The sequence below is a fragment of the Streptomyces pimonensis genome (assembly GCF_041380215.1).
Taxonomy (GTDB): Bacteria; Actinomycetota; Actinomycetes; order Streptomycetales; family Streptomycetaceae; genus Streptomyces; species Streptomyces pimonensis.
Window position 1 is genome coordinate 16,126 of sequence record NZ_JAHWZY010000041.1, and the last position, 20,228, is coordinate 36,353.

19 protein-coding genes and 1 pseudogene are annotated in these 20,228 nt (G+C 72.3%); 11 read left to right on the top strand and 9 right to left on the bottom strand.

Annotated elements, in window-relative coordinates; translation table 11 throughout:
- Nucleotides 1-76 precede the first annotated feature (76 nt).
- A complete protein-coding gene (locus KYY02_RS28725) occupies nt 77-1,897 on the bottom strand; it encodes a phosphoenolpyruvate carboxykinase (GTP) (protein WP_371242973.1) in 1,821 nt (606 codons plus the stop codon).
- Between the two features lie 325 nt (nt 1,898-2,222).
- Between KYY02_RS28725 and trhA the strand changes: the two genes are divergently transcribed.
- The 4 genes and pseudogenes from trhA (at nt 2,223) to KYY02_RS28745 (ending at nt 5,089) form a co-directional block, all read left to right on the top strand.
- On the top strand, nt 2,223-2,936 hold the full coding sequence (gene trhA, locus KYY02_RS28730) for a PAQR family membrane homeostasis protein TrhA (protein WP_371242975.1): 714 nt from the start codon (nt 2,223-2,225) through the stop codon (nt 2,934-2,936).
- Nucleotides 2,937-3,021: 85 nt separating this feature from the next.
- Nucleotides 3,022-3,683: pseudogene (locus tag KYY02_RS28735) on the top strand (MFS transporter); the annotation flags it as partial.
- Nucleotides 3,684-3,688: 5 nt separating this feature from the next.
- Nucleotides 3,689-4,324, top strand: a complete 636-nt coding sequence (locus KYY02_RS28740) for a TetR/AcrR family transcriptional regulator (RefSeq protein ID WP_442538172.1) — start codon at nt 3,689-3,691, stop codon at nt 4,322-4,324.
- 33 nt (nt 4,325-4,357) lie between these two features.
- Nucleotides 4,358-5,089, top strand: coding sequence for a Mut7-C RNAse domain-containing protein (locus KYY02_RS28745; RefSeq protein WP_371242979.1), 732 nt, complete (start codon nt 4,358-4,360; stop codon nt 5,087-5,089).
- Between the two features lie 279 nt (nt 5,090-5,368).
- Here KYY02_RS28745 and KYY02_RS28750 read toward each other — a convergent pair whose 3' ends face one another.
- The 3 genes from KYY02_RS28750 to mca all read right to left on the bottom strand — a co-directional run bounded on the left by KYY02_RS28750 (nt 5,369) and on the right by mca (nt 9,269).
- On the bottom strand, nt 5,369-7,402 hold the full coding sequence (locus KYY02_RS28750; protein WP_371242981.1) for a thioredoxin domain-containing protein: 2,034 nt from the start codon (nt 7,400-7,402) through the stop codon (nt 5,369-5,371).
- Between the two features lie 744 nt (nt 7,403-8,146).
- Nucleotides 8,147-8,395 (bottom strand): hypothetical protein, encoded by a 249-nt coding sequence (locus tag KYY02_RS28755; protein WP_371242983.1) that lies wholly within the window; start codon nt 8,393-8,395, stop codon nt 8,147-8,149.
- Nucleotides 8,388-9,269, bottom strand: coding sequence for a mycothiol conjugate amidase Mca (gene mca, locus KYY02_RS28760; protein WP_371242984.1), 882 nt, complete (start codon nt 9,267-9,269; stop codon nt 8,388-8,390). Before mca ends, KYY02_RS28755 begins: the two co-directional genes overlap by 8 nt.
- A gap of 147 nt (nt 9,270-9,416) precedes the next feature.
- Between mca and KYY02_RS28765 the strand changes: the two genes are divergently transcribed.
- Together KYY02_RS28765 and greA are read left to right on the top strand one after the other, a co-directional pair.
- Entirely contained in the window at nt 9,417-9,815 is a 399-nt protein-coding gene (locus KYY02_RS28765; RefSeq protein WP_371242986.1) for a DUF4307 domain-containing protein, read from the top strand.
- Nucleotides 9,816-9,984: 169 nt separating this feature from the next.
- A complete protein-coding gene (gene greA / locus KYY02_RS28770; RefSeq protein ID WP_371242988.1) occupies nt 9,985-10,482 on the top strand; it encodes a transcription elongation factor GreA in 498 nt (165 codons plus the stop codon).
- A 56-nt stretch (nt 10,483-10,538) separates the two neighbouring features.
- Here the strand turns inward: greA and KYY02_RS28775 are convergent, their stop codons facing one another.
- The 3 genes from KYY02_RS28775 to ilvA form a co-directional block, all read right to left on the bottom strand.
- Entirely contained in the window at nt 10,539-11,384 is an 846-nt protein-coding gene (locus KYY02_RS28775) for an ABC transporter permease (RefSeq protein WP_371242990.1), read from the bottom strand.
- Nucleotides 11,381-12,376, bottom strand: a complete 996-nt coding sequence (locus KYY02_RS28780) for an ATP-binding cassette domain-containing protein (RefSeq protein WP_371242992.1) — start codon at nt 12,374-12,376, stop codon at nt 11,381-11,383. Before KYY02_RS28780 ends, KYY02_RS28775 begins: the two co-directional genes overlap by 4 nt.
- A 184-nt stretch (nt 12,377-12,560) precedes the next feature.
- Nucleotides 12,561-13,790, bottom strand: coding sequence for a threonine ammonia-lyase (gene ilvA, locus KYY02_RS28785; RefSeq protein WP_371242994.1), 1,230 nt, complete (start codon nt 13,788-13,790; stop codon nt 12,561-12,563).
- Between the two features lie 174 nt (nt 13,791-13,964).
- Here ilvA and KYY02_RS28790 point away from each other — a divergent pair, with 174 nt between their 5' ends.
- The 3 genes from KYY02_RS28790 (at nt 13,965) to KYY02_RS28800 (ending at nt 15,463) form a co-directional block, all read left to right on the top strand.
- Nucleotides 13,965-14,453: a MarR family winged helix-turn-helix transcriptional regulator gene (locus tag KYY02_RS28790; protein ID WP_371243037.1), complete on the top strand. Its 489-nt coding sequence runs from the start codon at nt 13,965-13,967 to the stop codon at nt 14,451-14,453.
- A gap of 261 nt (nt 14,454-14,714) precedes the next feature.
- Nucleotides 14,715-15,218, top strand: coding sequence for a sigma factor-like helix-turn-helix DNA-binding protein (locus tag KYY02_RS28795; RefSeq protein WP_371242996.1), 504 nt, complete (start codon nt 14,715-14,717; stop codon nt 15,216-15,218).
- On the top strand, nt 15,215-15,463 hold the full coding sequence (locus tag KYY02_RS28800; protein WP_371242999.1) for a hypothetical protein: 249 nt from the start codon (nt 15,215-15,217) through the stop codon (nt 15,461-15,463). Before KYY02_RS28795 ends, KYY02_RS28800 begins: the two co-directional genes overlap by 4 nt.
- Nucleotides 15,464-15,466: 3 nt before the next feature.
- On the opposite strand, the gene KYY02_RS28805 is transcribed toward KYY02_RS28800, so the two are convergent.
- Nucleotides 15,467-16,624, bottom strand: coding sequence for a cystathionine gamma-synthase (locus tag KYY02_RS28805; RefSeq protein WP_371243001.1), 1,158 nt, complete (start codon nt 16,622-16,624; stop codon nt 15,467-15,469).
- Between the two features lie 143 nt (nt 16,625-16,767).
- Here KYY02_RS28805 and KYY02_RS28810 point away from each other — a divergent pair, with 143 nt between their 5' ends.
- Nucleotides 16,768-17,886, top strand: a complete 1,119-nt coding sequence (locus tag KYY02_RS28810; RefSeq protein ID WP_371243003.1) for a hypothetical protein — start codon at nt 16,768-16,770, stop codon at nt 17,884-17,886.
- A gap of 146 nt (nt 17,887-18,032) precedes the next feature.
- On the opposite strand, the gene KYY02_RS28815 is transcribed toward KYY02_RS28810, so the two are convergent.
- A complete protein-coding gene (locus KYY02_RS28815) occupies nt 18,033-19,076 on the bottom strand; it encodes an NAD(P)-dependent alcohol dehydrogenase (RefSeq protein WP_371243006.1) in 1,044 nt (347 codons plus the stop codon).
- A gap of 174 nt (nt 19,077-19,250) precedes the next feature.
- Here KYY02_RS28815 and KYY02_RS28820 point away from each other — a divergent pair, with 174 nt between their 5' ends.
- Nucleotides 19,251-20,168 carry a helix-turn-helix domain-containing protein gene (locus tag KYY02_RS28820; protein ID WP_371243008.1) on the top strand — a complete coding sequence of 306 codons (918 nt, stop codon included), beginning with the start codon at nt 19,251-19,253 and terminating at the stop codon, nt 20,166-20,168.
- Nucleotides 20,169-20,228 lie beyond the last annotated feature (60 nt).

A 20,228-nucleotide genomic window follows, 5' to 3' on the forward strand; every position in this document is an offset into this window, starting at 1 on the left:
TCCGCGGCCGGTCGTGACGTGACGATCGCTGGTCAGGGCATCCTCGTACCGACCGGCCGCGGGGTCTGTGCGGGCGTCAGCCCAGGCGCTCCACCAGCGCGTGGTACTGGTCCCACAGCTCCCCCGGCGTGCGGTCGCCGAAGGTGCCCAGGTGGTCGGGGATCAGGGCGGCCTCCTCGCGCCACACGTCCTTGTCTACGGTGAGCAGGAAGTCCAGGTCGGCGTCGGAGAGGTCCAGTCCTTCGGTGTCCAGCGCGGTCTTGGCCGGGAGCACGCCGATGGGGGTCTCGACACCCTCCGCCCTGCCCTCCAGGCGCTCCACGATCCACTTCAGGACGCGGGAGTTCTCGCCGAAGCCGGGCCAGACGAACTCGCCGTCGTCGTTCTTGCGGAACCAGTTGACGTAGTAGATCCTCGGCAGCTTGGACTGGTCCCTGCCCTTGGCCACGTCGATCCAGTGCGCCATGTAGTCGCCCATGTTGTAGCCGCAGAACGGCAGCATGGCGAACGGGTCGCGGCGCAGCTCCCCGACCCTGCCCTCGGCGGCGGCGGTCTTCTCGGAGGCCACGTTGGCACCCAGGAAGACGCCGTGGTTCCAGTCGAAGGACTCGGTCACCAGCGGTACGGCGCTGGCTCGGCGCCCGCCGAAGAGGATCGCGGAGATCGGCACGCCCCCCGGGTCCTCCCACTCGGGCGCGATGATCGGGCACTGCGCCGCTGGGGTGGTGAAGCGGGCGTTGGGGTGGGCGGCGGGCGTACCGGACTCGGGGGTCCAGTCGTTGCCCTTCCAGTCGGTGAGGTGGGCCGGGATCTCCTCGGTCATGCCCTCCCACCACACGTCGTTGTCGTCGGTGAGGGCGACGTTGGTGAAGACCGAGTTGCCCCAGAGGGTCTTCATGGCGTTGGCGTTGGTGTGCTCGCCGGTGCCGGGGGCGACGCCGAAGAAGCCGGCCTCGGGGTTGATGGCGTACAGGCGGCCGTCCTCGCCGAAGCGCATCCAGGCGATGTCGTCGCCGATCGTCTCGACCGTCCAGCCGGAGATCGTCGGCTCGAGCATGGCCAGGTTGGTCTTGCCGCAGGCCGACGGGAAGGCGGCGGCGACGTACCTCGCCCCACCGGTGGGCGGGGTGAGCTTGAGGATGAGCATGTGCTCGGCGAGCCAGCCCTCGTCGCGGGCCATGACCGAGGCGATGCGCAGGGCGTAGCACTTCTTGCCGAGCAGGGCGTTGCCGCCGTAGCCGGAGCCGTAGGACCAGATCTCGCGGTCCTCGGGGAAGTGCGAGATGTACTTGGTGCTGTTGCAGGGCCAGGGGACGTCCTCCTGGCCGGGTTCCAGCGGGGCGCCGACCGAGTGCACGGCCTTGACGAAGAAGCCGTCGGAACCGAGCTCGTCCAGGACCTGCTGACCCATCCGGGTCATGGTGCGCATGGAGACGGCGACGTACGCCGAGTCGGTGATCTCGACGCCGATGGCGGACAGCGGCGAGCCGAGCGGGCCCATGCAGAAGGGCACGACGTACATGGTGCGGCCCTTCATCGAGCCGCGGAAGACGCCCTTCTCGCCCTGGAAGACGTTCCGCATCTCGGCGGGGTCCCTCCAGTGGTTGGTCGGGCCGGCGTCCTCCTCCTTCTCGGAGCAGATGAAGGTCCGGTCCTCGACGCGGGCGACGTCGGTGGGGTCGGAGGCCGCGTAGTAGGAGTTGGGGCGCTTGATCGGGTCGAGTGCGCGGAAGGTGCCCTTGCCGACGAGTTCCTCGCACAGACGTTCGTACTCAGCCTCCGAGCCGTCGCACCAGACCACCCGGTCCGGCTGCGTCAGGTCTGCGATCTCGTCGACCCAGGAGATCAGTCCCCGGTGGGTGGTGGGGACGCCGTGTTCCTCGATGCCGCGCGCCACGATTGCTCCTAAATGAGGGTTTTTGTCTGGGAGGCCCCGTGGGGGCTGCGACCCGGATGCTTCACGGTGGTGCGCTGCGCGCTCATCCGGTGCCGACCGCACTCATTTGATCATCCGACGAGAGCGCCCATCTGTCCAGAGGGCGGCACAAGTGAGCAGCGTGACGATGGCCACGGTTTTTCGTGGGCTTTTACGTGCACGTTGGGTACATCTGACGATTTCTTTGCGTGACGCCCCGACGGGCGGCGTGAGAAGATGACCGCCCGACGGACCCAACCGGTCACCGCGAGGCATAACTTACGGCTCCGTAGGTACCATGCGAGACATGACTGCGTTCGCCCCCGACGCGCCCACGGACCCGCCGGCCGACGGCCGCGGTCCGGTGGCGACCTCCCTCCCGCATCCGGTCAAGCCCAAGCTCCGCGGCTGGCTGCACCTGGGCATGTTCCCCGCCGCCCTGGTCGCCGGACTGGTGCTGACCGCCTTCGCCGACTCGACCCGGGGCCGCCTGGCCTGCGGGGTCTACGCCCTGACCGCCTGCCTGCTGTTCGGCGTGAGCGCGCTCTACCACCGGGGCGACTGGAGTCCCCGCATGGACGGGGTGCTGCGCCGCCTCGACCACGCCAACATCTTCCTGATCATCGCGGGCACCTACACCCCGCTGACCATCCTGCTGCTGCCGGACTCCAAGGGGCGGTGGCTGCTGTGGGGCATCTGGGCCGCCGCGGCGGCCGGGATCGTCTTCCGGGTGTTCTGGGTCGGCGCCCCCCGCTGGCTCTACACACCCTGCTACATCGCCATGGGCTGGGCGGCCGTCTTCTTCCTGCCGGACTTCATGCGCACGGGCGGCGTCGCCGTGCTCGTCCTGGTGGTCGTCGGCGGGCTGCTCTACAGCGTGGGCGGGGTGATCTACGGCCTCAAGAAGCCCAACCCGTCACCGCGCTGGTTCGGCTTCCACGAAGTCTTCCACTCCCTCACCCTGGCCGCCTTCATCGCCCACTACGTGGGGATCTCCCTGGTGGCGTACCGGCACGGATAGCGCCCCCCGGACTCCCGGACCCCGTGAACGGCCACGGCTCGACGAGTCGTGGCCGTTCTCGTGCGCCCGGAGCGCCGGCACGTCCCGGCTGCTGCCGATGACGGGCGGTCTGCTCGTCGCCGCGCGGGCCGCGCAACCGCTGACCGCCCGGTTCGGGTCCCGGGCCGTGGTGAGCGCGGGCCTGGCGGTCCTCGCCTTCGCCGCCGTCCTCGGCAGCCGTACGACGGTGGACTCCGGTTACGGCTTCACCGCGCTGTGGTTGTCGATCACCGGCGTCGGCTTCGGCTTCGGCTTCGGCTTCGGCTTCGGCTTCGGCTTCTCGATGATCCCGGCGATGGACGGCGCCCTCGCCGCGCTCCCCGCCGACCGGGCGGGCAGCGGGTCGGGGCTGCTGATGGCGCTGCGCCAGGTCGGCGGCGCGACCGGCATCGCCCTGCTGGGCAGTCTGCTCACCGCCGCCTACCGCGACCGGCTCGGCGTCACCGGGCTGCCGCCCGGCGCCGTCGACACCGCCGGGGAGTCCGTGGTCGCGGCGCACCCCGTCGCCGACCGTGCGGGCGCGGCCGACCTGGCCGTCTCCGCGAACGGCGCGTACGCGCACGGCATGGGCGTCGTCCTGCTGGTGTGCGGCGTCGCCGCGCCGGTCGCCGCCCTGGCGGCGGGGCGCTGCTGCCGGGCGGGCAACCGACTGCGGAAGCGGGCACCGCACCGGCCGTGGCCCCGCCCCCGAAGGATGCCCGACAATGATCCGCATGACGGCCGCACGCTCCCCCCTCTCCCCCGCCGAGCGCCCACAGCTGAGCCTGCGGGAGCGGAAGAAGATCAAGACCCGCGAGGCGATCCGCACCGCGGCCTACGGGCTGGTCCGGGAGCAGGGATACGACGCCACGACGATCGAGCAGATCGCCGACCGCGCCGAGGTGTCGCCGTCGACCGTCTTCCGCTACTTCCCGGCCAAGGAGGACATCGTCCTCACGGACGAGTACGACGCGGCCCTCATGGAGGAGTTCTCGGCCCGGCCCGCCGACGAACCGTGGACGGTCTCCCTGCGGCACGTCGTGCGCAGGGCCATCGAGCTCGGGGCCGGCGAGGAACGCGAGGTGACCCGGCTGCGGACACAGCTGCTGGCCGAGGTCCCCGCGGTGCGCTCGCGGATGCTGGAGAGCATGTCGGGCACCGGCCGCATGCTCGCCAGGGCCATCGCCGGACGCACCGGCCTCGACCCCGACGGCCTGGAGGTCCGGGTCCTGTCGATGTCGCTGATCGGCGGCCTGATGGAAACCTCCCAGTACTGGGCCGAGCACGGCCACCGCGACGACCTGGCCGACCTGGTCGACCGCGCCCTGGACGTCCTGGAGAACGGTCTGTCCGACACCGGGAAAGCCTGAGGCCGTGCCCCCGCGCCATGGCATCCTGACCGGGTGAACGGTCCCGAGATCCACGTCGAGTTCGATCCCGAGCTCCTCCTCTTCGTCCCCCAGGCGCGGCCTACCGGCGCCACGAGGACCGCCACCGACGGCGTCTGCGGCCTCGGCCACGTCGTCGAGTCCCTCGGAGTCCCGCTGACCGAGGTCGGCGCGCTGCTCGTGGACGGCCGCGAGGTGCCCGTCGGCCACGTACCCGCCGCGGGCGAGTCGGTGACCGTGCGCGCGGTCTCCCGCCCCCAGCGGGTGCCGGGCGCTCCCCTGCGCTTCCTGCTCGACGTGCACCTCGGCACGCTGGCACGCCGGCTGCGGCTGCTGGGCGTGGACACGGCGTACGAGTCGACGGACATCGGCGATCCGGCGCTGGCCGCGCGGTCGGCGGCGGAGCGGCGGGTGATGCTCAGCCGCGACCGGGGGCTGCTGCGGCGGCGGGAGCTGTGGGCGGGGGCGTTCGTGTACAGCACGCAGCCGGAGGAACAACTCCAGTACGTGCTCGACCGGTTCCGGCCCGAGCTGCGGCCGTGGAGCCGGTGCACCGCCTGCAACGGACTGCTGCGCCGGGCCACCAAGGAGGAGGTGGCCGACCAGTTGAAGAGCGGGACGCACCGTACGTACGACGTGTTCGCGCAGTGCGGCGAGTGCGGGCGCGCGTACTGGAAGGGCGCGCACCACGAGCGGCTGGTCGCGATCGTGGAACGGGCGCTGGCGTCGCGCACCGGGCGTCCCTGACGGTACCGCGCCGTGGTGGACCGCGGGACCGCCGCGGCCGGTCGCGCCCGCGCGGCGAAACCGCGCACCGGCACGGCCCGGCGCCCCCGGGTCCTTCCTGCCGCAGGGCCGTGCCGTCCTCGTCGCGGCCGAGGCGCAGCGGCCCGGTGTCGTCGGCTTCCCCTTCCGCGGAGAGCGCGGCCGGGACGCGGACGCGGGCCGAGGCGTCCCCGGTGCTCAGGTCCGCGGGCCCCGAAGGCGCACGCACGTCGCCGCCGGGGACTCCCCACGGCCGCCGGTTCAGCCGCCCAGCGCCGTTCGCAACCGGTCGGGATCGGTCGTCGGCGCGTCACAGGTGAAGTTGCGGCAGACGTAGGCGGCCGGTTCGCCCCGGACCAGGGGACGGTCGGCGAGCAGCGGGAACTCGTCGCTGCCCGGGGTCCCGACGGCGACCACCGCGCCGGGCGCGGACCCCAGCAGCGCCGTGCGGTGCAGGATGGCGGTGGCCGGGTCGTCGAGCGCCGGGCCGACCACCGCGACCTCCCGCGGGCCGTCCAGCACGGCCTCGGCGACCGCGAGCCCCCACCCGACGAACCGCGGGACCCGCGGGCCGAGCGCCTTCACCACGCCCAGCGCCCGTTCGGCTGCCGTGCGGTGCGGCGCGGAGCCGGTGTGCGCGGCGTAGCCCAGCAGGGCGCCCGCGGCGGCGGTCCAGCCGGACGGGGTGGCGTTGTCGGTCGGGTCCTGCGGACGCCTGATCAGCCGCTCCGCGTCGGACGCCGTGTCGTACAGGGCGCCCGACCCGGGGTCGGTGAAGCGGGCCAGGACGTGGTCGAGCAGCAGTCCGGCGAACTCCAGCCAGACGCCCTCGCCGGTCACCGACGCCAGCGCCAGGAAGCCCTCGGCGACATCGGCGTAGTCCTCCAGCACCCCCGCATTGGCCCCGACACGGCCGTCCTTGCTGGTGCGGGCGATCCGGGCCTGGTCGTCCAGGTGCAGCCGGACCAGCAGGTCACCGGCGGCGACGGCGGCCTCCGTCAGGTCCGGCCGGTCGAAGTAGGCGCCGGTCTCGGCGAGCGCGGCGATCGCCAGTCCGTTCCAGGCGGCGACCACCTTGTCGTCCCGGCCGGGCGCGGGCCGCGCGGAACGCGCCGCGAGCAGCCGCTCCCTGATGCCGGCGATCCGCCCGGCGTCGACCACCTCCTCCCGCTGCGGCAGTTGCAGCACCGAGGCGCCCTCCTCGAAGGTGCCCTCCTCGGTCACGCCGAAGTACCGCGCGGCGAGCTCCGCGTCCTCGTCCCCGAGGACCTCGCGCAGCTGCCCGGGCGTCCACACGTAGTACGCGCCCTCGACGTGGCGCCCCGTTCCGTCGTCGCTGTCGGCGTCCAGCGCGGACGCGAAACCTCCCTCGGCGGTGCGCAGCTCGCGCACCATGAAGTCGGCGGTCTCCAGCGCGACCCGGCGGGCCAGCTCGCTGCCGGTGGCCCGCCACAGGTGCGCGTACACCCGGCACAGCAGCGCGTTGTCGTAGAGCATCTTCTCGAAGTGCGGCACCACCCACTCCCGGTCCACGGAGTACCGGGCGAAGCCGCCGCCGAGCTGGTCGTAGATCCCGCCGCGCGCCATGCGCTCGCAGGTGTCCACCGCCATCTGCAGCGCGCCCTCGGCGCCGGTGCGGGCGTGGTGGCGCAGCAGGAACTCGGTCACCATGGACGGCGGGAACTTCGGCGCCCCGCCGAACCCGCCGCGCTGCGGGTCGTACTCCCTGGTCAGCCCGAGCAGCGCCTGCGAGAGCTCCTGCTCGCCGGGCAGCCGGTCGTCGCCGTAGGACAGCTCCCGGCCGGCCAGGTCCCGGGCGATCTTCCCCGCCACCTCGTCGACCTCGCCGCGCCGCTCCTCCCACGCCTGACGGACGCCCTGGAGCACCTGCCGGAACGACGGCATCCCGTGCCGGGGGGCGGGCGGGAAGTACGTGCCGAAGTAGAAGGGCTCCGCGTCCGGGGTGAGGAACACGGTCATGGGCCAGCCGCCCTGCCCGGTCGCCGCCTGCACCGCCTCCATGTAGACGGCGTCGACGTCCGGGCGCTCCTCGCGGTCCACCTTGACGCTGACGAAGTGCGCGTTCATGTCGTCGGCGGTGGCCTGGTCCTCGAAGGACTCGTGCGCCATGACGTGACACCAGTGACAGCTCGAGTAGCCGACGCTCAGCAGCACCGGCACATCGCGCCGCCGCGCCTCGGCGAAGGCCTCCTCGGACCAGGACCACCAGTCGACGGGGTTGTCGGCGTGCTGGAGGAGGTAGGGGGACGTGGCCTGCGCAAGTCGGTTCGCCATTCCTCCATCCTCCCGCACCCGGGCCGCGCAGGCGGGCAGGCGACCGGCCGGCGTCCCGGACCGGTGCGGACCGGTGGCGGAGGGCGTCGCCGTCGCCGGGCCCGGGGACACACGCTTCGGAGTCGTCGGCCGGGCCCGACGGCCCGGGCCCGTGCGGGCGGGCCGCCATGGGAGGAGCGCCGTGGGAGGAGCGCCGTCCCCGTCCCTCTCGTCAAGGTCGCTGGTCGCCGCCCCCTCGCGCCGGCGCCCCGTCCGCGGCACACGCGTACGCGAAGGAGTCGCCGCGGGAGGGGGACATGTCATAGGAGGACGGTCAGCGGGCGGGCGCCGAGGGGCTGCCGGCGCGGGCCGTGGAGGAGGGCTGTCCCGGCCGGGCCGGCCACGCCTCGTGCGACGGGGGACCGGCCGACCGCGCGGAGGCGTACCGGCTCCTCCTGGAGCGGGGCGTCGGCCGGAGGCGGGCCGGCAGGCCTGGCACCTGGACACGGTCCCGGACCGCCACGCCCGGCGGGCGATGGGGGGCGCCGGTGGACGGGAGGGCACAAGGGCCCCGCTCCCCGCGGGCAGTCGTGCCGCGGGGCGACGGGGGCGCGCCCCCTTGCGTCTCGGGCCGTGAGGGGAGGGGGAAGGGCGCGACGGCGCCCCGAGGGCGCCGGGCTGCGCGAACGCCCCGGCCCGCACCGGCACCGGGCGCTCGGACCACACGTCCGTACGGCCCTCCGGCGGCTCCGGAGGGCCGTACGGTCAGCCCTGCTTCTCGGCGGCGCCCGCCGCCTCCGCCTTCTCGGTCCCGGTCCCCTCGGACTCCTCCGGGAAGTCCACGCGGCCCATGTGGCGGTTCATGGACTTCATCAGGGCCCACACCGCCAGAGCCATCACCGCGAAGACGATGAAGCCGAGAACACCGGGGGTGACCTTGTCCTCGTCGAGTTCCTTGGCGAGGGGGACCAGGTGGGTCAATGCCAGGCTTGCGCTTGCGCTCATGTCAGGCATTGTCCCGGATGCCCGCGAAGAGGTCGTCCTCGGGGATGGAGGTGTCGACGAGGGACTTCGCGAGCTCGTACTCCTCCGTCGGCCAGACCTCCCGCTGGACGTCCATCGGCACCCGGAACCAGCCCCCGTCGGGGTCGATCTGCGTCGCGTGCGCGATCAGCGCCTTGTCGCGGATCTCGAAGAAGTCGGCGCACGGCACGTGCGTGGTGAGCGTGCGCTCCTTGCGCTCGAACTCGTTCCAGCGCTTCAGCCAGTCCCCGTACGGCGACTCCAGGCCGCGGTCCAGCATCGCCCGGTGCAGCGCCTCGGTGCGGGGACGGTTGAACCCCTGGTTGTAGTACAACTTCAGCGGCTGGTACGCCGGGCCGTACTCGCTCTCCGGGTACTTCACGGCGTCCGCCGCGCCCTCGAACGCCACCATCGTGATCTTGTGGGTCATGATGTGGTCGGGATGCGGGTAGCCGCCGTTCTCGTCGTAGGTGGTGATCACCTGGGGACGGAACGCGCGGATCTTGCGGACCAGCTCACCGGCCGCCTTGTCGACGTCCTCCAGGGCGAAGCAGCCCTCCGGCAGCGGCGGCAGCGGGTCGCCCTCGGGCAGCCCGGAGTCGACGAACCCGAGCCACTCCTGCTTCACCCCCAGGATCTCCCGGGCCTCGTCCATCTCCTTCTTGCGCACCTCGTGGATGTTCTCCTCGATGTACGCGTCACCCTGCAGTTTCGGGTTGAGGATGGAGCCGCGCTCCCCGCCCGTGCAGGTCACCACCAGCACGTCCACCCCCTCGGACACGTACTTCGCCATGGTGGCCGCGCCCTTGCTCGACTCGTCGTCGGGGTGGGCGTGCACGGCCATCAGTCGCAGCTGGTCAGTCAAGACTCAATCCTCAAGTCGGTAGGCGCCCTCAGTGCGGCGGCGCAGTCGCAGGCTTCTATAGTGACCGAATCGGGGGACGAATAATTCCGGGGTTTCCGCCCCGGGACCCGCCGGGGACACCGGTCCCCCTCTGCCGAGGAGACGATCATGAGTACGTCGAGCACGCGGCCGCCCGAGGGGCGTTACGGCCGCTCCTCGGACGAGCGTGCCGACCGCACCCTCAAGGTCGTCGGCGCCGTGCTGTCGGTGCTGATGCTCGCGCTGATCGGCTGGTTCGGCTACCACCACGTGGCCCAGAACGAGATCAGCGCGGAGCTGATCGGTTTCGACACCGCCGAGGACTCCGTGAAGGTGCACCTCGAGGTGCACAAGGACGCGGGGATCACCGGCTACTGCACGGTCCGCTCCCAGTCCGAGGACGGCGCCGAGGTGGGCCGCGCCGACTTCCGCTTCGACAAGGACGCCACGCGGATCGACGAGGTCGTCACGCTCCGCACCACCTCCCGGGGCACCTCGGCCGAGCTCGTCGGCTGCCACGCCGACTGACGCCACGGGGAATACCTCGCCACTGACCTGCACCGACATGAGTCCGGTGGCTTATGTCCTCCCTCTGCGGGCACTCAATTGTTAGGCTCGTGGTTTCGCCCGTCCCCGGAGGAACATCCTTCCGGGTAGGGCGATGCTTTGTACTTCCCAGTACCTACGAGGAGCACCTGTGACCCAGACCAGCGAGAACGTCACCTGGCTGACCCAGGAGGCGTACAACAAGCTCAAGGACGAGCTTGAGTACCTTACTGGTCCCGCGCGCACGGAGATCGCCGCCAAGATCGCCGCCGCGCGCGAGGAGGGCGACCTGCGGGAGAACGGCGGGTACCACGCGGCCAAGGAGGAGCAGGGCAAGCAGGAACTCCGTGTGCGCCAGCTCACCCAGCTCCTCGAGAACGCCAAGGTCGGCGAGGCCCCGGCGGCCGACGGTATCGTGGCGCCCGGCATGGTCGTGACGATCGCCTTCGACGGTGACGAGGACGACACGCTGTCCTTCCTGCTCGCCTCCCGCGAGTACGCGAGCGCCGACATCGAGACCTACTCGCCGCAGTCCCCGCTCGGCTCGGGCGTCATCGGCCACAAGGTCGGCGAGGACGCGGAGTACGAGCTGCCGAACGGCAAGAAGGCCTCGGTGAGGATCCTGGAGGCGAAGCCGTACACCGGCTGACCCGTCCCGTCGGTCCCCACGGACCCCCGGCACCTTGTACGGTGCCGGGGGCTTCGTCATGCGGCCGCCGAGCGGTACTTGCGCACCGCGAGCGTACGGAAGAACGCGATGATCAGGACCGAGTAGATCAGCGACGCCCACACCGGGTGCTGCATGGGCCAGGCGTCCGAGGTGGAGACCCCGGGGTTGCCGAAGAGCTCGCGGCAGGCCTGCACCGTGGCGCTGAACGGGTTCCAGTCGGCGATGTGGCGCAGCCAGGGCGTCATGTTGCCGGAGTCCACGAACGCGTTCGACACGAAGGTGACCGGGAAGAGCCAGACCAGTCCGCCGGAGGTGGCCGCCTCCGGGGTGCGCACCGACAGGCCGATGAGCGCGCCGATCCAGGTGAACGCGTACCCGGCCAGGAGGAGCAGGGCGAACGCGCCGAGCACCTCGCCGGCGCCGGTGTGGGTGCGCCAGCCGACCAGGAGGGCGACGACGGCGAGCACGAGCAGGGTGAGCGCCGTCTGCACCATGTCGGCGAGGGTGCGGCCGGTGAGCACCGCGCCGCGCGCCATGGGCAGGGAGCGGAACCGGTCGATGAGTCCCTTGTGCATGTCCTCGGCGATGCCCGCCCCGGCGCCGGCGGTGGCGAAGGTGACGGTCTGGGCGAAGATGCCGGCCATCAGGAACTCGCGGTAGACCTGCGGACTCGTACTGCCGCCGATGTCCATGGACCCGCCGAACACGTACGAGAACAGCACCACGAACATGATGGGCTGGATGAGCCCGAAGATGACCACTTCGGGAATCCGGGCCATGCGGATCAGATTGCGTTTGGCGACGACCAGGGAGTCCCGGATCGACCGGCCGATGGGGTTGCCGGGGGCCGTGACCCGGGCGGTGTCGGTGACGGCACTCATTTCACGGTCTCCTTGGTGTCCTCGCTCCCGGCCCCGGCCTCGGCGACACGGCCGGTGAGGGAGAGGAAGACGTCGTCGAGGGTGGGGCGGCGCAGACCGATGTCGTCGATCTCGATGCCGTCGGTGTCGAGGTCGCGGATGATCTCGGCGAGGAGCTTCGCGCCGCCGGAGACCGGTGTGGTGATCTTGCGCATGTGGTCCTCGACCGTGGTGTCGCCCTGGCCGGCACCGCGCAGGCTGTACTTGTCGAGGAGGGCGGACGCGGCCCGGATGTCCTCGCGGTCGTGCACCACGACCTCGACGCGTTCACCGCCGGTGCGGGCCTTGAGCTGGTCGGACGTGCCCTGGGCGATGACCCGGCCGTGGTCGACGACCGCGATGTCGTGGGCCAGGTGGTCGGCCTCCTCCAGGTACTGGGTGGTGAGCAGCAGCGTCGTACCGCCGGAGACGAGCTGCTTGATCACCTCCCACAGCTGCTGGCGGTTGCGCGGGTCGAGGCCGGTCGTCGGCTCGTCCATGAACATCACGGGCGGCGAGACGACCAGGGCGGCGGCGAGGTCGAGCCGGCGGCGCATGCCCCCGGAGTAGGTCTTGGCGGTGCGGTCCGCGGCGTCCGCGAGGTTGAACTGCTCCAGCAGTTCGTCCGCTCGGGCCTTCGCCGCCTTCGCCTTCATCTGGTAGAGCTGTCCGACCATCTGCAGGTTCTCGCGGCCGGTCAGATACTCGTCGACGGCGGCGAACTGACCGGACAGACCGATGGAGCGGCGTACGGCGTCGGGCTGCTTCAGCACGTCGAGACCGGCCACGACCGCCCTGCCGCTGTCGGGCCGCAGCAGGGTGGTCAGGCAGCGGACGGTGGTGGTCTTGCCCGCGCCGTTCGGCCCGAGCAGGCCCAGGACGGTGCCCTCGGGGACATCGAGGTCGACGCCGTCCAGCGCCCTGACTTTTCCGAAGGTCTTCACCAGACCTTCGGCATGGATGGCGCTTGGCATATGAGTCTCCACGTCGTCGTGATTCTTCGGAAAGCCTAGGTTCACCCGCTTCGGCGTGCTGGGGTTTTTCACCGCGCGAAGGCGGCGGGGCGCACGGTGGAACACCCGGCGACGGGACACACCATAACGCGATGTATCGCGTCTCACAACGGGTTCACCCGCCGGAGTGACGCTTCGTCGGACGTCAGTCCATGACCGTGTAACCCGCCTCCCACAGGGCCCGTTCGACCTCCGCGCAGTGCTCCGGGCCCTTGGTCTCCAGGTGCAGCTCGACCTCCGCCTCCGTGAGCCCGAGCCGGGGGTCGGTCCGCACGTGGCTCACGTCGAGGACGTTGGCGTCGGCCGCCGACAACGACCCCAGCAGAGAGGCGAGGGCGCCCGGCCGGTCCGTCAGGCGCAGCCGGACGGCCAGGTAGCGGCCCTGTGCGGCCATGCCGTGCCGCAGCACCCGCTCCATCAGCACCGGGTCCACGTTGCCGCCGGAGAGCACCGCGACGACCGGCCCCTCGAAGGCGCCGGGCCGGCTCAGCAGCGCCGCGACCGGGCTCGCCCCGGCCGGCTCGACGACCAGCTTGGCCCGCTCCAGGCACAGCAGCAGCGCGGCCGACAGCTCGTCCTCGGTGACCGTGCGCACCTCGTCCACCAGCTCGTCGACGATCCCGAACGGCACGTCGCCGGGCCGCCCCACCCTGATCCCGTCGGCCATCGTCGCCGGGTCGCGCACCGGCACCGGACGCCCGGCCGCCAGCGAGGGCGGGTACGCCGCCGCGCCCGCCGCCTGCACGCCGACGATCCGCACGTCGGGCCGCAGCGCCTTCACCGCGACCGCGATCCCGGCGGCCAGCCCGCCCCCGCCGACCCCGACGACGATCGTGCGCACCTCGGGGCACTGCTCCAGGATCTCCAGACCCACCGTGCCCTGGCCCGCGATGACGTCCGGGTGGTCGAAGGGGTGGATGAACACGGCGCCCGTCCCGTGCGCGTACTCCGTCGCCGCGGTCAGCGTCTCGTCGACCACCTGGCCCTGCAGGCGCACCTCGGCGCCGTACTCCCGGGTCGCGCTGATCTTCGGCAGCGGGGCGCCCTTCGGCATGAACACCGTGGACCGCACCCCGAGCAGCGACGACGCCAGCGCGACACCCTGCGCGTGGTTGCCGGCGCTCGCCGCGACGACACCGGCGGCCCGCTCCTCGGGCAGCAGCCCGGCGATCCGGACGTACGCGCCGCGCAGCTTGAACGACCCCGTCCGCTGCAGGTTCTCGCACTTCAGGTGCACCGGCGCGCCCACCCGCCGGGACAGGTGCCTGCTGCCCTCCAGCGCGGTCGTCCGGGCCACGCCCGAGAGCATCTTCCGGGCGCCGCGCACATCGTCGAGGGTGACGGTCCGCAGGGATCCGGCCGTGCTGTGGCTCATGACTCCAGGATCGCAGTTCACCGTCGGCGGCGACCGGTGTGACCAACCCGCGGACTCGGCTTTGCGCAGCGCCGGTACGGGCCGTCGTCCGGCCGCGTACCCTGTCCCCCAATCAGCAGCCCTCCACGAAGTGAGTCCCCGGCCATGCCCACAACACCTGATATGTCGATGGACATGAGGACGGACCTGACGGCCGTCGGTGACACCGGTCTTCTCGACACGCTGCAGCACGAGGTGGCGTTGTTCGCCCGCCGTGCCGAACAGACGCGTCTGGGCGGGGTCGGCCAGGTGCGCAACTCGATGGACCGCGCCGCGTACCTGCTGCTCAACCGTCTCGACAAGGAAGGCCCGATGGGCGTCAAGGCGCTCGCCGCGAGCATGGGCATCGACTCCTCGACGGTCACCCGGCAGGTCGCCCCGCTCGTGGACACCGGCCTGGTCAAGCGGACCTCGCATCCCGAGGACGGGCGCGCGGTCGTGCTCCAGCTGTCCCCGCGCGGGCAGTCGCGCCTGGAGGAGGTGCGCTCCTCGCGGCGCCGGTTGATGGCCGAGCTGACACAGGAGTGGGCGCCGGAGGAGCGCGAGGCGTTCTGCACCCTCCTGGCGCGCTTCAACGACGCGCTGTCGGCGCGGATGTCCGCGCAGGACCAGTCGGACTCCTGATCCCCAGGGACTGCGCCCCGCACCCCTTCGGCCCTGAACGGGCCTCGCCCTCGGACGCCGGGCGGACCGATCCGGCCCACCCGGTGTGCGTCGGCCCCTCCTGCGCTTGGGAGCGGGGCCCCGGAGCAGCGCCCCGGGGGACGGGAAGGGGCGGCGGGAGGGCGAGAAACCGGAGCATCGCGTGCGCACGTCTCTTGACCGAGCGGCGCCCCCTGGCCTGATATGGGAGCCGAGGGCTCTCAGGGACGACGGGAGGCGCGGTTGCGACCACGGCACACGTCCCGGGACGACCTCCGCGCCCACGCGTTCGAGGCGTACGTCGCGGGTGCCGGCGCCCGGCTGCTGCACACCGCGACCCTGCTCACCGCCGAGGCCCCGGACGACAACCCGTACGCGCGGCGCCTGCTGACCCTGGCGCTGGCCCACACGTACGCGGACTGGGACCGGCTGCACGGCGGGGACCCCTACGCCCACACCCGCCGGCGCCTGGCGACCCGCTTCGCGAACGGCTCCTGGCACCGGCGCTGCGGACCGCTCCGCCCCCGCCCCCGCCCGGCGGGCCTGCTGGCCCGGCTCTCCCCGCAGGAACGCCTGGTCCTGGTGCTGCGGCTGTACGAAGGGATCGCCGAGGAACAGACGGCGGCCCTGCTCGGCCTGTCCGCGGAGCGCGTGCGGACCGTCTTCCACCGCGCGACGGCCGTCGTGCTGCGTCCGCCCCCGGGAGCGGCCTCCGCGGCGGGCGGCGTCGAGGCGGTGCCGTCGTGACCCGGATGAGGCGTGAGGCGACCGTACGGCGGATGCTGGAGCAGTCGCCGCCGCGCGTGCCGCCCGAGCTCCACGCGGAGGCGGCGCGCCGCGGGGCCCGTCTCCTGCGCCGCAGGACGCTCGCCCGCCGCGTGATGTGGCTGCTGTTGCTGGCGGGGGCCGTGGCGTTCGTGGTGTGGGCGCTGACGGCCCGCCCCTGGGTGGAGCCGCCGTCGGGGACGACTCCACCGCTCACCGGCTGGTGACCGTCACCGTCCGAGCGCCTGCTGGAGGTCCTCGAGCAGGTCGTCGACGTTCTCGATGCCCACGGAGAGGCGCACCAGGTCGGCGGGGACCTCGAGCGCGGAGCCGGCCGCGGACGCGTGCGTCATCCGCCCGGGGTGCTCGATCAGCGACTCGACGCCGCCCAGGGACTCGCCGAGCGTGAACACCTCCGCCCGGTTGCAGACCTCGACGGCCGCCTCCTCACCGCCCTCCACGCGGAAGGAGACCATGCCGCCGAAGGCCCTCATCTGCTTGGCGGCGACCTCGTGGCCGGGGTGGTCGGGCAGCCCCGGGTACAGGACGCCCGTCACGCGCGCGTGGCCGGTGAGCATGTCGGCGATCCTGGTGGCGTTCTCGCTGTGCCGGTCCATGCGGACCGAGAGCGTCTTGGTGCCGCGCAGCACCAGCCAGGAGTCGAAGGGTCCGGCGACCGCGCCCATCGCGTTCTGGTGGTAGGCGAGCTCCTCGCCCAGCTCCGCGTCGCCGGTGATCAGGGCGCCGCCGACCACGTCGGAGTGGCCGCCCATGTACTTGGTGAGGGAGTGCACGACGACGTCCGCGCCGAGCGCGAGCGGCTGCTGGAGGTACGGCGTGGCGAAGGTGTTGTCGACGACGAGCCGGACGCCGGCGTCCTGGGCCACCTGGGCCACGGCGGCGATGTCGGTGATGCCGAGCAGCGGGTTGGAGGGGGTCTCCGCCCAGACGACCTTGGTGTTCGGGGTGATCGCGGCCCGGACGGCGGCCGGGTCGGAGGTGTCGGCCACGGACCACGCCACGCCCCACCGGGCGACGACCTTGGCGAAGAGGCGGAACGTGCCGCCGTACGCGTCGTTCGGGATCACCACGTGGTCGCCGGGGCTGAGCAGCGTGCGCAACAGGCAGTCCTCGGCCGCCAGTCCGGAAGCGAACGCGAGTCCGCGGCAACCGCCCTCCAGGGCGGCGAGGTTCTCCTCCAGCGCGGTCCTGGTCGGATTGGCGCTGCGGCTGTACTCGTAGCCGCCGCGCAGGCCGCCGACGCCGTCCTGCTTGTAGGTGGACACCTGGTAGATCGGCGGGACGACCGCGCCTGTCAGGGGGTCGGCGGTGTTGCCCGCGTGGATCGCGAGCGTCTCGAAATGCTGACTGATGTGCCTGTCGCTCATGGGAACCGAGGGTAGTGCGCGCACGGTGCGGATGACGGTCGCGGAGCGGGCGGCATGGGCGGAGCGGGCCGACGCCGGGAGTTTTCCACAGGAGCCGGCAGCGGGTTGGCCAATTGCCGGCGCGGTCTGGTTCGCTTGGTGGCATGGAGATTCTCTGGGTCCTGCTCGCGCTCGTCATGCTCGGCTTCGTGGTGGTGCCGTATCTGAGGCGCGGGCGCGGGACGATCACGCAGGTCCCCGCCGGTCACCCGGACGCGGCGGACCCGGTGAACTACGGCTTCGCCCGCGAGGAGGAGCTGGACGTCCGCATGCCGGGTCCCGACCAGGACCTGCTGGACGTCCTGGACCTGGTGCAGCGCACGCAGGACTACCGCGCGGCGCAGCAGTTGCTGGCCGGCACGGGCGCGGAGGGCGAGCGACGCTGGCAGCGCGTCCAGGCGTTCGCGGGCGCGGCCTCGCTGGAGTTGCAGCAGCGGCCCGGCGGGGCGGGCGAGGCGCCGGGCGGGCAGTGGCTGCGGGTGTGGCGGACGGAGATGCCCAAGGACGCGGGCGGCGCCGCGGTGCACGCCGAGTTCCTGGTGCAGCAGGCGTGGCGTACGGCGGCACCCGGGACGGACGAGTTCCGGATCATCATGGAGGAGGCGAGAGCGGCGTGCGGCGAGGCCGCGCTGCTGGCTCCCGGCGACCCCGTCCCGTACCTCGTGGAGCTGGCGGTGGCCCGTGGACTCGGGTACTCGCAGCAGGACTTCGAGCAGGTCTGGCTGAAGATCCTGGACCGCGCCCCGGCCCACATGGGGGCGCACCTGGCCGCGCTGCACTACTGGTGCGAGAAGTGGCACGGCTCGCGGCAGCAGGCGTACGCGTTCGCGGAGGCCGCGGCGGCGCGGGCGCCCCAGGGCTCCCTGCTCGCCGCCATGCCGCTCTTCGCGGTGTTCGAGCACCTGCCCGAGGTGAACCTGGTCGCCGGTTTCCACCAGAGCGAGACCGTCACCAAGGCGGTCCACGGCGCGCTGCACGCGGTGCACTCGGCCCGCCCCGACGACCCGATGACGGCGCACGTACGGCACCTGCTGGTCTTCTTCCTGGTCCGCGGCGAGCGCTGGGCGGAGGCCATGAGCCAGCTCGTACACATCGACGGCCACGTGGGCGCCCTGCCCTGGACCCTCTCCCCCGACCCGGCCGCCGAGTTCGCCGTCTACCGCGCCCTGGCGGTGGCCGGCTACGAGGCGAACGGCGGCAGCCCGGCGACACTGCCGCACTGACCGCCGCCGGCCCGGGTCCCGGCCGGCGGCCGGTTCCCCCTCCCCGGGAGGGCGCCCCGTGAGCCGCCGGCGGCGTCCGGATCGTGCCCCCGGCCGAGGCGCTGGGACCGGTGCCCGCCGTCGGCGACCAGGTGGGACGGCCGGTGTCAGATCGTCGCCGTGTCGATCACGAAGCGGTAGCGGACGTCGCTGTTCAGGACGCGCTCGTACGCCTCGTTGATCTCGGCCGCGCCGATCAGCTCGATCTCCGCGCCGATGCCGTGCTCGGCGCAGAAGTCCAGCATCTCCTGGGTCTCGGCGATGCCGCCGATCATCGAACCGGCGAGGGTCTTGCCGCCCCCGAGCAGCGAGAAGAGGTTGAGGGCGACCGGCTCCTCGGGAGCGCCCACGTTCGCCAGCGTGCCCTCCGTCTTCAGCAGGGACAGGTAGGCGCCGAAGTCCAGCGGGGCCGACACCGTCGACACGATCAGGTCGAAGGTGCCCCGCAGCTCCTCGAAGGTCCTCGGGTCGCTGGTGGCGTGGTAGCGGTCGGCGCCCAGTTTGAGGCCGTCGTCCTTCTTGCGCAGGGACTGCGACAGCACCGTCACCTCGGCGCCCAGCGCGTGTGCGATCTTGACGCCCATGTGGCCGAGGCCGCCCATGCCGAGGACCGCGACCTTCTTGCCGGGACCGGCGCCCCAGCGCTTCAGCGGGGAGTACAGGGTGATGCCGGCGCACAGCAGGGGCGCGGCGACGTCGAGGGCCAGCCCGTCAGGGATGCGGACGACGTAGTTCTCGTCGACGACGATCTTCTCCGCATAGCCGCCGTAGGTGGGCTCGCCGTTCCTGTCCAGGGCGTTGTACGTGCCGACCATGCCGCTTCCGGTGCAGTACTGCTCCCGTCCGGCCCTGCAGTTGTCGCACTCGCGGCAGGAGTCGACCATGCAGCCGACGCCCACGCGGTCGCCCACCTGGTAGCGGGTGACGCCGGGGCCGACCTCGGAGACCACACCGGCGATCTCGTGGCCGGGGACCATCGGGAAGATCGCCTCGCCCCAGCCCTCACGGACCTGGTGGATGTCGGAGTGACAGATGCCGGCGAACTTGATGTCGATCAGGACGTCGTGCTCGCGGACCGCGCGCCGCTCGATGGTCGTCCGCTCCAGCGGAGCCTTGGCGGCGGGTGCGGCGTATGCGGCAACAGTGGTCATACCGGGAGTTCTCCTCGTGGGGTCGTGCGCCCGGCTGTCTCCTGTCCGGCCGGGCACGACCTCCAGCCTGCCCCGGTGTTCCGGACTTACCCAGGCCACGGCTCCGCCTACGTTGGCTGTGCGTACCACTGGCGGGGACAGGATGCTGTACGTACGACCAGGAATACTGGGACCATGGACGAGCAGCACACCCACCCGGCCGGCCCCACGAGCGGCGGCCTCGACCCGCGGGCGGAGCTCAGCGAGTTCCTGCGCACCCGGCGGGCCCGGCTGAAGCCGGAGGACGTGGGGCTGCCGGACTTCGGACGGCACCGCCGGGTGCCCGGCCTGCGCCGCGAGGAGCTGGCCCAGCTCGCCGGGGTGTCCGTGGCCTACTACACGCGCCTGGAGCAGGGCAACGGGCGGAACGTGTCGGCGGAGGTGCTGGACGCGATCGCGTGCGCCCTGCGCCTCACCGACGCCGAGCGGTCCCACCTCACGCATCTGGCGAAGCCCAAGCGGCAGAAGCGGAAGCCGGCGGCCCGGGCCCAGCAGGTCCGCACCCCGCTGCGGCATCTGCTGGAGTCGATGGACGCGGTCCCGGCGTACGTGGTGGGCCGGCGCTCGGAGATCCTCGCCTGGAACCGGATGGCGGCGGCGGTCTTCGGGGACTGGGGGCTGCTCCCGGCGCAGGAACGGAACTGGGCGCGGCTGGTGTTCCTGAACCCGGACTACCGCGAGCTGTTCGTGGAGTGGGAGCAGAAGGCGTACGACATGGTCGCCTATCTCCGCATGGACGCGGGCTGCCACCCGGACGACCCGCAGCTGTCCTCGCTGGTGGGCGAGCTGTCCGTGAAGAGCGAGGAGTTCCGCAGGCTGTGGGCGGCGCACGACGTCAAGGAGAAGAGCCACGGCGTCAAGCACGTGAGGCATCCGCTGGTCGGTGGGCTGACGCTGCTGTGGGAGTCGTTCCGTCAGGCCGGCGACGACACCGGGCAGTCGCTGGTCACGTACTTCGCGGAGCCGGGTTCGTCGTCGGCGGAGGCACTGCGGCTGCTGGCCAGCTGGGGCACGGACGCGAGGCGGTCCGGGGCAAACGCCACGGCGCCGTGACGCGGAAGTCCCCCGGCCGCAGGACGGCCCGCCGGAAGCAGCGCTTCCGGCGGGCCGTCC